The following is a 12,228-nucleotide window of genomic DNA, read 5'->3' as shown; positions in this document are numbered from 1 at the left end:
GTCCTGATCCAATCCTGTGCGAAGTGGGCTGTCTTCCCTGAACCCCGAAGTGGGGCGTCGGCTCAAGCCCGCCGAAAATCGGGGCAAGGTTAGCACTGGCAAGGGGGCTTGTCGCAAGGCCCGCCATACACACGCCCCCGGCTTGCCGGCGATGGCGGCCGAATGGGCGGCGCAGGGCTCAAGGTCGTCTCGCCGGCAAGCCGGCGCCTACCGGGGGCGGTGGGGGTCAGGAGTATTCCATCTCGATCTCGTCGAGCTGGTGATCGAAGCTCTTCAGCCGTGCGGTCCAGGTGTACACCAGCACTTCAAACTCGCGATGAATCACCGCATTGCCCGGTGTGTCGGCCTTGGGGTCGTAGAAGTCCAGCTGGTAACGCTCGCGGGCCATGGCGGTGGCAACGTCTGACAGCTCCCGGGCGTTGTTCAGCCAATGCCGTCCTTCAGCCACTTGCCGGTCGAGTACCACGCATTGTTTCTTCAAGGCTTCGAGGCTTTTTTCCAGGGGGGTGCCGGTCAGTTCGCCCATGACTTCCTGGAACGTACGCCCCGGCTGCCAGTAGCTACCCCAAAAATAGCGGTCGAACACGGTTTCGACCCGGCGCAGGGCAACCTTGGTGTCCCAGATCGCCACCCGCGTCTTGCCTTGCTCGAGGATTTTCTTCTGGGTCCGCTGGCCCTGGTACGACGCCCAGGCCACCACGCCCACGGACAATGCGGCGATCAACGCGCAGGCGCTGTCGAGGAACACCATGGCCTTATCCAGTTGATGGGCCAGCATGACACCGTAGAAGTAAGTCGCCGATAACAACACCAGTGCGAAGAGCACGCACCAGAAAGCGGGAGCATAAGGGTTTTTCATTATTGGAATCCCCATGAGCAACGCAGGCAGTGATCAGCGGGCCATCACGCAAGCCCGTCTGATCAAAGCATAGCAACCGCCTCAGGGTTTGCCGGGTTCCGTACCTTGCGTTCGTCCGCTTTCCCAGCCGCCGCCCAGGGCCAGGAACAGGTCGATCTGGCTCATTGCCACCTGGCTATTGGCCTGGGCCAGTTGCGCGCGCATATCGGTGTAGGTGCGCGTGGCCTGCAGGTCGGCGAGAAACGACTCGCGGCCGGCCTGGAAGAAGCGGTGCGTCTGGTCTGCGGCCTGTTGCGCCGACTGCTCGGCCTCGGCCAGGGCATCGCGGCGCTGCAATTGGGCGGTGTATTGCGCAAGCCCGGTCTGGGTCTCGCGGATGGCATTGAGTACCACCCCGTCAAAGTGCGCCAGGGCGCCCTGGGTCGCGGCTTCGGCTTCGTGGATGCGCGCACGCGAGCCGTTGGATGGCACCGTCCAGCTCAACAAGGGGCCGAAACCCCAGCGGTTGGTGGCCGGTTTGCCGAGGTTGTCGATAATGCCCACGGTGCCAATGGAGGCGCCGATGCTGATATCCGGGTACAGCTCGCCAGTGGCCACGCCAATGCCCGCCGTCGCCGCCGCCAACCGGCGTTCGGCCTGGCGCACGTCGGGGCGGCGCTTGAGCAGGGTTGCGCCGTCGCCCACCGGTAGCAGTTGGGCAATCTGCGGCAACTGAGCGCAATCGCGGGTGCCGGTCGGCAATTGGTCCAGGGGCTTGGCCAGGAGCATCGACAGGCGGAACAACCCCGCCTGGCGCGCCGCCTCAAAGCGCGGCAGTTCGGCGCGCAGAGACTTGAATTGGGTTTGCGAGCGGGTGACCTGGGTTTCATCGCCACGCCCGGCATCGCGCAGGCGCTGGGTCAGGCGCGTGCTCTGGGCTTGCAGATCGAGGGACTGTTGGGCGATGTGCAGCTCTTCGTTGGCCGCGCACACCTGTGTGTAGGAGCGCACCACGTCCGCCACCAAGGTGATGCGCGCGGTATCGACGGCAGCCTGGGTCGCGTCGGCATTGGCCTGGGCGCCTTCGATGCCGCGCTGCAGGGTGCCGAACAGGTCGAACTGATAGGAGGTGGTGATGCCGATATCACCGACATTCGCCACCGGCACTTTATTGGCCTGCAAAAAGGCCTCGCCGGACTCCTGCAAACGCTGGGCGCCAAGCTTGACCCCACCGCTCCAGCCGCCCGCCGATTGCGCTTCCTGCACCTGGAAACGCGCCCGTTGCAGGTTGGCTGCCGCCACGCGCAGGTCGGTGTTGGAGGCCATGGCCTGGCGCACCAGTTCATCCAGACGCGGGTCCTGGTACAGCTTCCACCAGTCGGCGGGCACCGGGGCCGAGACCACATGACTGCCCTGCCCGGCCAATTGGCCTTGCAGGTCGCCACGGTTGATCGCCGCTTGGTCCGGCAACTGGTAATCCGGGCCTACCACCTGGCAGGCCGACAGCAGCAGCCCCAGCCCCAGCCCTGCGGTCGCCAGCAGTTGCTTCATGGCTGGTCTCCGGCCTTGGGCTGGTCATCGATGATCGAGACGGTGGCCGTGCGCCCGGCGATCATGCGGAAATCCGCCGGCACATCATCAAAGGCAATACGCACCGGAATCCGCTGGGCCAGGCGCACCCAACTGAACGCCGGGTTGACGTTGGGCAGCAGGTTGGAGCCGCTGGTGCGGTCGCGGTCTTCAATACCGGCGACGATGCTTTGCACATGCCCGCGCAAGCGCGCGTTGTCGCCAATTACGCGGATATCCACGCGTTGGCCGACATGGATGCCGTCCAGTTTGGTCTCTTCAAAGTAGCCGTCGATGTGGAAGGAGTTGCTGTCCACCACCGACAACACCGGGCGCCCGGCGGTCACGAACTCCTGGGCCCGAGGCGCACGGTCGTTGACGTAGCCGTCCACCGGGCTGCGGATCACCGAGCGGTCGAGGTTGAGCTGGGCGCTGTCCACCGTTACCTGCGCTTCGGCCAGGGCCGACTGGGCGCGGGCCACGCGGGACTGGCTTTCTTCCAGTTGCTCGCTGGCCACCAGGTTGCCCAGGCCACGGTTGCGCTTGGCTTCGCGCTGGGCCTGGGCCAGGGTTTCCTGGCGGTCGGCCACGGCCGCCTGGGCCTGGCGCAGGGCGAGCTTGAAGCGGTCCTGGTCCACCGAAAACAGCACCTGGCCACGGGTTACCAACTGGTTGTCGCGCACGTCCACTTGCTGGATCAGCCCGGACACGTCCGGGGCGATCTGCACGATGTCGGCGCGGATATGCCCGTCGCGGGTCCAGGGCGCGAACATGTAGTACATCACCATGCGCCAGACCACGACGCAGGCGAAGGTCACTACCAGTAATGTCAGGACCACACGGCCAATCGTCAAAAAAGGTTTTTTCATGTCATCAGGTATCGACTGAGTGAGTCCACAGCGCCCAGCAACAGCGCGTAGAGAGCCACATTGAATAATGCCCGGTGCCAGACCAGGCGATAGAAGTGGACGCGGTTCAACAGCCCGTGCACCACCAGGTAAAAGCCATACGTAATGCCCATCAGCACCAGCAGCGTGGGCAGGAATACCCCGCTGATATCCAGGTCACCGATCATAGAGGCGCTCCATCGGGTAACGGCGCGTCCATCTCGCCTGTGCTGACAAACTCCACACCCGGCAACAACGCCAGGCGCAGGCCGCTGAGGGCATGCAGCAGGTGCAGGCGGGTTTCGCCCTCGCCTTGCAGGCCCTGGCCATTGAGGGCGCGGCGGGTGCGGTCCAGGGTCATCAGCAGACCGCTGGGAGCCGGCAGGCGTTCACCGGCCTTCAGGCACGCCTTGAAGTACTCGCCAACCTCGGCCACCACCTGGTCGAGCAACACCCGTGGCACGCCGAGGATGCGGGGTGCGTAGGCCAGCAGGTCGAGCAGGTTCAGCGCCACGCGCAGCTCGCGCAGGGCGACGCCGGTGTCCTGGCCGGTCATGGCCAGGCGCGGCAGGTGCTGCATCAGGCGGTCGAGCATTTGCACGCCCAGGCGCCGGTGCTCGGCGAGGGTCGCCGGCTGCGTGAGCCCGACGATATCGCGCCAGCTGAAACGGGTCAGGCGCTTGGCCGCCAGTTCGGCGCCAAAGGGCCGCGCAATCAGAGTCCAGACAAAGGCAAACAGCAAGCCCACGGGGCCGGCGAGGTTGGAGTTAGCGAAGCTCAGAAAATCCGCGTCATAGGCGCCCTGGATGCTGATAAAGGACGAGGTGTTGACGATGGTCAGCAGCATGCCCAGGTAGAAGCGCGGTTGCACCGTCAGGGTGCCGACCCAGATAAAGGGCACCGCGAACGCCAGCACCAGCATCGGGAAATCATGCAGGTTGGGCAGGATCAGGAATAGGTAGAGGCTGGCGAACAGCACCGACATCGCGGTCCAGAAAAAGAACCGGTAGATCTGGGGCGCCGGGTCGTCCATCGAGGCGAAGAAACTGCACGCTACCGCCGCGAGGATCACAGCGCTGCCGCCGTCGGTCCAGCCCAGCAGAATCCACAGCACCGAGGCGACGATGATCGCGCTGACCGTGGAAAACGCCGAGTAGAACATCAGGCCACGGTCAAGAAACGGCGTCAGCCGGCCCAGGCGCCAATGGCGGTAGACCGCGCGCCACGGGGCCTGGCTTTCGCTGTGGATGGCAGCTTGCAGGCTGCGGCAGTCTTGCCACAGGTCGATCCACTCGCCAAGGCGATACAGCGCGTTGGAAAACAGCAACTGATGGCGATCGTCCAGGGCCTCGGCGTCGGGTTGCAGGGCTTCGAGCTGGTCACGCAGGGCGCGCCAGCGTTCCACCGACGCCTCACTGGCGGTGCTTTGCAGCCACTCGGTGGTGGCCGCCAGCAGCGGCGCAAACTTGCTGACCAACTCCGGGGTGCGGCGCTCCAGGGCATACAGCGCGTCATCCAGGGCATCCACCACCGGCAACAGATGGATCATGCGCCCGCGCAGTTCCTTGGTGTTGCGCACCGTTTGCGGCCGCGCGCCTTCGTGGGGCAGTTGGCCGATCATCAATTCCAGGGTGTTGAAGGTCGCGACCATGCCGCCGCGCAAGCTGCTGACTTCTTCGGGCTGCACATTGCGCGTGAGGAAGCGCTGGCTGTAGACCGTCGCGTCGGCAAACCATTTGCGCACCGAATCATCGAACACCGGCGCCAGGCGCCGTGGCCAGAACATCGCGCCGACCACCGCCGCCACGGCGATGCCAAGGAAGATCTCTTCGGTGCGCGCCTCGGCCACATCCCACACCGCCAGGGGGTTATCCACCACCGGCAGGGCGATCAACGGCAAGGTGTAACCCGCCAGCATCAACGCGTAGCTGTTGGCGGTGCGCAAATGCAGGGACAGAAACAGCAGAATGCCAGTCCACAGTGCAATCACCACCACCAGCAGGAACGGCGTCTGCACAAACATCGGCACGAAAAACACCGCCGCCATCGCCCCCAGAAAGGTGCCGATCGCACGGTACAAGGCCTTGGAGCTGGTGGGCCCGACAAACGGGCTGGAAACGATATACACCGTGGCCATCGCCCAATACGGACGCGGCATTTGCATGAGCATGGCGATGTACAGGGCAATCATCGAGGCGGCGAAAGTGCGCACGCCGTAGAACCAATCCCGGGCCGGCGGCATGCCGGTAAAAAATCCGTTCAAGAAGCCACGACCACAGGCGGCTGGCTGGCGTCTTCGAAAGCGCGCAGTACCCGCAACGCTGCCTCCAGGTCGGCAGGGGCAATATCTGCCAGCACTTCACGGCGCAGGCGCACCAATTGTGCTTCAACGGCCTGCACCAACTCCCGGCCCCGTTCGGTCAGGCTCAAGGCCTTGGCGCGGCGGTCGTGGATATCTTCGGTGCGGCACACATAACCTGCGCTGCACAGTTGGTCCAGCAGGCGCACCAGGGATGGGCTTTCCATCCCCGAGGCCTGGGCCACCTTGACTTGATGCACGCCGTCGCCAAGACGGCCGATCATCAGTAAAGGCACCGCACAGGCTTCGGAAATACCGTAGCTCACCAGCGTGGTCTGGCAGATTTTGCGCCAGTGACGGGCGCCTGCGACCATGCTGCTGCTGAGGCTCATATGTAGGGTTTCGAGGGTTTGGGGCACAAGATCATTCGCATACAGTTAGTTTGCTAACTATCAATATGATCAAGGAATGGAATCTCGTCAAGTTTTGATACAAATTCACAGATAGGCGGTGGGACACCCACATACCGCGTCACCCTGTGGGAGCTGTCGAACCTTGGCGAGGCTGCGATGGCAGTGGCACTGCGTGCATGGATGGTGGCTCACCCACCGCTATCGCAGCCTCGCTGGGGCTCGACAGCTCCCACATTCGATTGCCGTTGTCTCGCACAGTGCGTTCGCTTACGCACGACCGCTGCGCAGCAGCACATTCAACTCATCCACCACTTCCGCCCAATCCGCGTCCTCCAGGATTTCTTCGCGCAAAAACGCCTTCTGGCTCGGCGTCCAAAAAAACGCATCTTCGAGTTTCAACTCCGGCTTGAGTGGTGAATGCACGGCGACAAAACGCTCAATGCTGATGGCGTCATCGGCCAGGCCGAGCTGTTTGAACAACGACGGCAGGCTGTGAACAGGCGATTCCATGACAACTCCAAGACGAGGTAATTGCCCACAGTCTAGACCGATAAAACCCACAGATTGGCGGCCATACGTGCAACATTTTGCAATGTTCACGTTATCATCTTCACCTTCCGCCCAGCGGCATCCACGGACTCCCGGAATAAGGACAATTCATGCGCATCGGTCTTCTGTCATCCCTGACCCTGGCACTGTGTGCCGGCGTATCCCTGCAGGCCCAGGCCAGTGGCGACGACTCGTGCTACCCCGACTGGCGCGTGTCCCAGGATTCGCTGACCGCTTGCAGCAACATGCCGTTCCTGAGCCCTGGCAACGACAGCCGGACCAACCTGCGCCTGTTGCTCGCGGCAAAAAAGAACGCGCCCCTGACCCCCAATCCGCTGGGTGAAGATGACCTGGCCCAGGGCTTCGGCCCGGTGCCGTTCCCGGTGTATCGCCTGGTGCCCCGCCCGCCCGAGGGGCAGACGCCCGCAGAACAAGGCACGGAGCTTGCGCAGTTGTTGGCCGCGCTGGGCATCCAGCACGAGGCCACGGCGGCGGCGGGCGACCAGTTTTTGTGGGGCGAAGGCAGCCGTTGCCGCAGTAACAATGTGCAGAGCGCCACCGACTTTGTGCGCCAAGTGACCAACGCCGATGTGCCGGCGAATGAGCGTGTGCTGCTGGCCAATGCCCGCCTGAAACTGCTCGGCACCTGCGACTGGCAGGGCGAGGTGCTGCTGGAGCCGCAGTTGATCACTTCCACCCAGGGTCGCGAACTGACCACCTACCTGCTCGCCGCCTCCGACTTTTACAGCGGGCGCTTTGTGTATGCCGAGCGTGGATTTGCCGCAGTCACCCTGACCACGTTGCCGTGGCTGAAGGAAACGGCGGTGTACATGATCGCCCGCGCGTCCCTCAACCATGCCCAGGAAAATGCGTTTGACGAGTACGGCTTGCCCCAGCGCCAGGCTGTGGATAAGTCTGCGCTGGACGAAGCCGAGCACAGTTTCCTCAGCTACCTGAACACTTATCCACAGGGTGAATACGCCCCTTCCGCTCGTGGCCTGCTGCGCCGGGTGCATTGGCTGGCGGGCGATGCGACCAAACTGGCCGACGACTACGCCTGGCAACTGACCGCGGCCAGCGATGCCGAGCGCAATGGCTCCATCGATGAGCTGGTGGAAGAAACCGACAACAAGCTGCTGACCAGCTACGCCGAGACCATCCGCAACCCCTTGTTGCTGGCGATCAACGACCTGATGTGGATGCGCGCCAACAACCCGCCCAAGCTGACCCGCGCCACCCTCGACGGACAAAAGGCCGCGTTTGCCAACGAGCCTGCGCTGTACGACTACTTGCAGGCGGCGTTCGCCCTGTATGTCGAGCACCAGCCAGACCAGGCGTTGAAGCATCTGCCACAGGAGCTGCCAGCGAGCCTGGATTACCTGGCATTCAGCCAGCAAACCCTGCGCGGCCTGGCCCTGCAAGCCAAGCAGGACTGGAAAGGCGCCGAGGCACTGTGGCTGCAACTGCTGCCACTGGCCAAGCAGCCCTTGCAGCGCGATCAAGTGGAGCTGGCCCTGGCGATGAACTACGAACGCAGCGGCCAATTGGCCAAGGTGTTCGCTGCCGACTCGCCGATCCAGACCCAGCAAGTGCGCTATATCCTGTTGCGCAGCGTGGCCGGGCCCGAGTTGCTGCGCCAGCAGATCAGCCAGGCCAGCGACCCGCTGGAGCGCAGTACCGCGCAATTCGTGTTGCTCTACAAAGACCTGCTGCGGGGCCAGTTCGCGACCTTTGCCCAAGACTTGCAGCAACTGCCGGCCGCCCCTGCCGCAGACAAGCTCGGCACCAGCCTGGGCTATGTGTACGACGGTGGCCAGGCACTGACCCTGTTCCGCTGGAGCGGCGACAAGGCCGCCTCCGGCTACACCTGCCCGACCATCGCGCAAACCGCCAGCACCTTGCAGGACGACCCGAAAAACCCACACGGCCTCAACTGCCTGGGTGAGTTCATCCTGCGCAACGGCCTGGACGGCATGCCCCTGGAACAGGCCCGCTCGGCCGGCAGCCTGGGCAGCACTGCATCGGGCTTCACCGGGGAAACCTTCTCGCGGCTCGAGGGCTACCAACAAGTGATCGCCAACCCCAAGGCGCCCCGTGACGACAAGGCCTATGCACTGTTCCGGGCGATCAACTGCTATGCGCCTTCGGGCTATAACAGCTGCGGTGGCGAAGATGTGGACAAGGCCGTGCGCAAGGGCTGGTTCCGCCAGTTGAAAACCGGGTTTGCCGACACCCAGTGGGGCAAATCGCTGCAGTACTACTGGTAAGCCGGTGAAAGGCTTGTGGCTGGCGCTGCTGCTCCTGGCGAGCCCGGCCTTCGGCGCAGTCGACGCCCGTGACTATGAAGCCTTCTGGCTGTGGAGCGGCGTCGCGCCACAGCCGGTGCTCAAGCAGGCCAAGACCCTGTACATCCTCCAGGGCCAGATCAACTCGACCCGCCGCCAGCCCGAACGCGGCGTGCAGTTCATCGCCCAGGGCATGAGCGTGCCGCGCCTCCGTCAGGGCGAAGTGTGGATCGTCTACCGCGCCCATACCTTGCGCTGGCCAGAGCCGGTCTACACAAAAATGCTCGGGCAGGTGCAACGCTGGCGCGCAGCGGGCAACCCGGTGGTCGGGATCCAGATCGACTTCGACGCCCGCACCCAATACCTGCACGAATACGCCACCTTCCTCAAAGACCTGCGCCAGCGCTTGCCGAAGGAGTTGCGCCTGAGCATCACCGGCCTGATGGACTGGAGCAGCAACGCCGACCCGGCCGCCATCGCCCAGCTTAAGGGCGTAGTGGATGAAGTGGTGGTGCAGACCTATCAGGGCCGCCACAGCATCCCCGATTACGCGGCGTACCTGCCCCGGATGAACCGACTGGGAATGCCGTTCAAGATCGGCTTGATCCAGGGCGGGGAATGGCAGGAGCCGGGGTATTTGCAGGGGAGCGAGTGGTTTCGGGGGTATGTGGTGTTTTTGCAGAATCCAGGTTGATCCCTGTAGGAGCCGGCTTGCCGGCTCCTACAGGGGATAGCGTCTTACCAGTCGTAAGTCAGGCTCGACACCACCGTACGCCCTTCGCCGTAGTAGCAATCCAGGTCGCTGGTGCACTGCGATACGTAGGTCTTGTTGGCAAGGTTCTGCACGTTCATCGCCAGCTTCACGCCTTTGAGTTTCAGGGGCGAGGCGCCCAGGTCGTAGCTCAGGCTGGCATCGTAGACGGTGTAGGACGGCACGGTGAACGCGCCGGCAAAGTAGTCACCCATGCTGCTGCGCGAGTAGCGGGCGCCCAGGCCTGCGCCGAGGCCGGCCAGGGGGGTGTCGCCGATCACGGTGTAGTTGACCCACAGCGCCGCCGTCAGGGGTGAGATACCGGCCGGGTGGCGGCCTTCGCGACCTTCGTTGTCCTTGGTGTACTTGATGTCGTTGCGCGCCGCCGAAGCGACCACATCCCAGGAATCGTTCAACACGGCCTTGGCTTCGAACTCGACGCCGCGCGAGCGCATGGCGCCGCTCTGGCTGCTGACGTTGCTCGGCGGATTGGCCGTCAGGATGTTTTCCTGGTCCAGTTGATAGACCGAGACCTGCACAAAACTTTCCTGGCCCGGGGGCTGGTACTTCACGCCGACTTCGTACTGGTTGCCGGTGGACGGGTCGAAGGGTTTCTGGTTGGCATCGGTGCCGGACAGCGGCAGGAAGGACTCCGAGTAGCTGATAAACGGCGCCAGGCCGTTATCGAACAGGTACACCAGGCCCGCGCGGCCGGTGAAGGCCTGGTCCTTGCTGCTGGTGCGGTCGTCGCTCAGCGGCGCCTTGTTGACCACATTGGCCCAGTCATAGCGCCCACCCAGCACCAGTGCCCATTTGTCCCACTTGATCTGGTCCTGCACATACAGGCCGGTCTGGGTGATGGTGTTGTCCCAGCGATAGGGCTGGCCGAAGTTCAGCGGCTGGCCATACACCGGGTTGAACAGATCGATGATCGGCGGGTTGCGGTCATAAAGGCCGAGGAACCTGGAGTTGGAGTGGTAGTAATCCAGGCCCACGATCAGGGTGTGGGAGAACTCGCCAGTGGTGAATTCGGCCTGGGCGATGTTATCCACGCCAATCACTTTGTTGTTCTGCCTCCAGTCCACGCCGAAACGTTGCAGGTAGCGTTGATCCATCGCGCCAGTGGCCGGGTTGGCGACAAAACGGTAGCCGTGCAACGGCGCCCTATAGCGGTCGTCCACTTCGGCATAGCGCGCGTTTTGCTTGAGGGTCCAGGTGTCGTTCAGCCGATGGGCCAACTCGTAGCCGAAGGCGAATTGTTCGCGGTTGTACTTGTTGACGCCCGGCTCGCCGATAAACACATCGCGGTCGATCTTGCCGTTGGGGTTGCGCCAGATCGTGCCGGACGCCGGCAGGCCCTGGGCCTCGGGCACGCCCTTGTCTTTCTGGTACTGGGCGAACAGGGTCAGGCTGGTGTCGTCATTGGGCCGCCAGATCAGGCTCGGCGCAATGAATTGGCGGCGGTTTTCGAAGTAGTCGATCTCGCCCTGCTCGTCCTTGAGGCGCCCGGTGAGGCGATAGAAGAATTGCCCTTGATCATCCAGCGGGCCGCTAAGGTCAATGGCCGCGCTTTTGTGTTCGTAGGTGCCGGCTTCGAGCACCACCTGGCGCACCGGGGTCTCGCTGGGGCGCTTGCTGACCATATTGACGATGCCGCCAGGCTGGTTGTGCCCGTACAGCACCGATGCCGGACCCTTGAGCACTTCGATGCGCTCCAGGGAATAGGGCTCGATCTGCAACGCACCGCCGGTACTGCCGCCGCCGTAAGGCAGGTGCAGGCCGTCGAGGTACAAGGGGGTGGGCGAGAAGCCACGGGATGTCGGCTCGTCGAACAGCTTGACCCGGTCGGAGAACCCCCCGGCGCTCATGCCGGGGGTGTACAGCAGCGCCTGGGTCACGCTTTGCGCGCCGCGCGCCTTGATTTCGGCAGCGGTGATCACGTTGATGGTCTGGGGGATTTCCACCAGCGCCGCATCGGTCTTGCTGCCCGTGGCACTGCGGGTGGCGACGATGCCGTCGACCGGGCCCCAGGCGTTTTCCTGGGCCTGCTGGGCGCTGATCTGGGTTGCGCCCAACTGCACCGAACCGTCCCCCGACAGCGCCTGCACCGACCAGCCGCCGCCCGACTGCAGCGCCACGAGGCCGCTGCCGGCCAACAAGCGCTCCAAGCCCGGCCCGGTGGCATAGCGGCCCTGCAAGCCAGGACTGCGTTTGCCGGCAGTCAGTGATGCATCCACCGAGAGCAAAATCCCCGAAGCGCTGGCGAAACGGTTCAACGCCTGGTCCAGGCTGCCGGCAGGGATGTTGTATTGGCGCAAGGCTTCGCCAGCGCTCTCCTGGGCCTGGACCAGGGTCGGGACGAGCGGCACAGTCGCCAGCACACTGACAAATAGGCCACGGCGCAGGGCGCGGGCCAGGGGTTGGATTGGGTGGTGCGGCATTGCAGGACTCCCCGTGAGAACGCTTCTTGATTGGCTTTCAAGAGGTATCCCGGACGGGATTGAAAAACCGACAAAAGAAAATCAAAAAAAATGCGGCCACTGACTTTCCACACCAAAACACCATCAATGTGGGAGCTGGCTTGCCTGCGATAGAGGTGGGTCGGTTAGCCCATCTGTCACTGATACACCGCTATCG

General features: G+C 63.6%; 10 protein-coding genes. 2 read left to right on the top strand and 8 right to left on the bottom strand.

Features of this window, described 5'->3' with window-relative positions; all coding sequences use genetic code 11:
* Nucleotides 1–226 precede the first annotated feature (226 nt).
* From ACSSVH_RS00760 to ACSSVH_RS00730, 7 genes are all read right to left on the bottom strand, one after another.
* Nucleotides 227–859: an NADH:ubiquinone oxidoreductase subunit N gene (locus tag ACSSVH_RS00760; RefSeq protein ID WP_169953982.1), complete on the bottom strand. Its 633-nt coding sequence runs from the start codon at nucleotides 857–859 to the stop codon at nucleotides 227–229.
* Nucleotides 860–940: 81 nt separating this feature from the next.
* Nucleotides 941–2,389 carry an efflux transporter outer membrane subunit gene (locus ACSSVH_RS00755; protein WP_170058204.1) on the bottom strand — a complete coding sequence of 483 codons (1,449 nt, stop codon included), beginning with the start codon at nucleotides 2,387–2,389 and terminating at the stop codon, nucleotides 941–943.
* Entirely contained in the window at nucleotides 2,386–3,276 is an 891-nt protein-coding gene (locus ACSSVH_RS00750; protein WP_169953984.1) for an efflux RND transporter periplasmic adaptor subunit, read from the bottom strand. The genes ACSSVH_RS00755 and ACSSVH_RS00750 overlap by 4 nt, the downstream gene beginning before the upstream one ends.
* Complete coding sequence (locus tag ACSSVH_RS00745; RefSeq protein ID WP_029298814.1) at nucleotides 3,273–3,482, bottom strand: DUF1656 domain-containing protein; 210 nt, start codon at nucleotides 3,480–3,482, stop codon at nucleotides 3,273–3,275. Before ACSSVH_RS00745 ends, ACSSVH_RS00750 begins: the two co-directional genes overlap by 4 nt.
* Nucleotides 3,479–5,557, bottom strand: coding sequence for an FUSC family protein (locus ACSSVH_RS00740; protein ID WP_170042292.1), 2,079 nt, complete (start codon nucleotides 5,555–5,557; stop codon nucleotides 3,479–3,481). The genes ACSSVH_RS00745 and ACSSVH_RS00740 overlap by 4 nt, the downstream gene beginning before the upstream one ends.
* Entirely contained in the window at nucleotides 5,554–5,985 is a 432-nt protein-coding gene (locus ACSSVH_RS00735; protein ID WP_492633945.1) for a MarR family winged helix-turn-helix transcriptional regulator, read from the bottom strand. Before ACSSVH_RS00735 ends, ACSSVH_RS00740 begins: the two co-directional genes overlap by 4 nt.
* 288 nt (nucleotides 5,986–6,273) lie before the next feature.
* Nucleotides 6,274–6,516 (bottom strand): DUF2789 domain-containing protein, encoded by a 243-nt coding sequence (locus ACSSVH_RS00730; protein ID WP_172312408.1) that lies wholly within the window; start codon nucleotides 6,514–6,516, stop codon nucleotides 6,274–6,276.
* Between the two features lie 149 nt (nucleotides 6,517–6,665).
* Here ACSSVH_RS00730 and ACSSVH_RS00725 point away from each other — a divergent pair, with 149 nt between their 5' ends.
* Both ACSSVH_RS00725 and ACSSVH_RS00720 read left to right on the top strand, forming a co-directional pair.
* Nucleotides 6,666–8,822 carry a PA5441 family protein gene (locus ACSSVH_RS00725; protein WP_492633944.1) on the top strand — a complete coding sequence of 719 codons (2,157 nt, stop codon included), beginning with the start codon at nucleotides 6,666–6,668 and terminating at the stop codon, nucleotides 8,820–8,822.
* A gap of 4 nt (nucleotides 8,823–8,826) precedes the next feature.
* The gene (locus ACSSVH_RS00720) at nucleotides 8,827–9,534 is read left to right on the top strand and encodes a DUF3142 domain-containing protein (protein WP_170058208.1); all 708 of its coding nucleotides are present in this window, start codon (nucleotides 8,827–8,829) and stop codon (nucleotides 9,532–9,534) included.
* A gap of 44 nt (nucleotides 9,535–9,578) precedes the next feature.
* Here ACSSVH_RS00720 and ACSSVH_RS00715 read toward each other — a convergent pair whose 3' ends face one another.
* Nucleotides 9,579–12,032 (bottom strand): TonB-dependent siderophore receptor, encoded by a 2,454-nt coding sequence (locus ACSSVH_RS00715; RefSeq protein ID WP_492633943.1) that lies wholly within the window; start codon nucleotides 12,030–12,032, stop codon nucleotides 9,579–9,581.
* Between the last annotated feature and the right edge of the window lie 196 nt (nucleotides 12,033–12,228).

Source organism: Pseudomonas sp. HC1(2025) (assembly GCF_058742075.1).
Note: the sequence above shows the minus strand (reverse complement) of the source record. Positions and strands in the feature narration are given on the sequence as shown.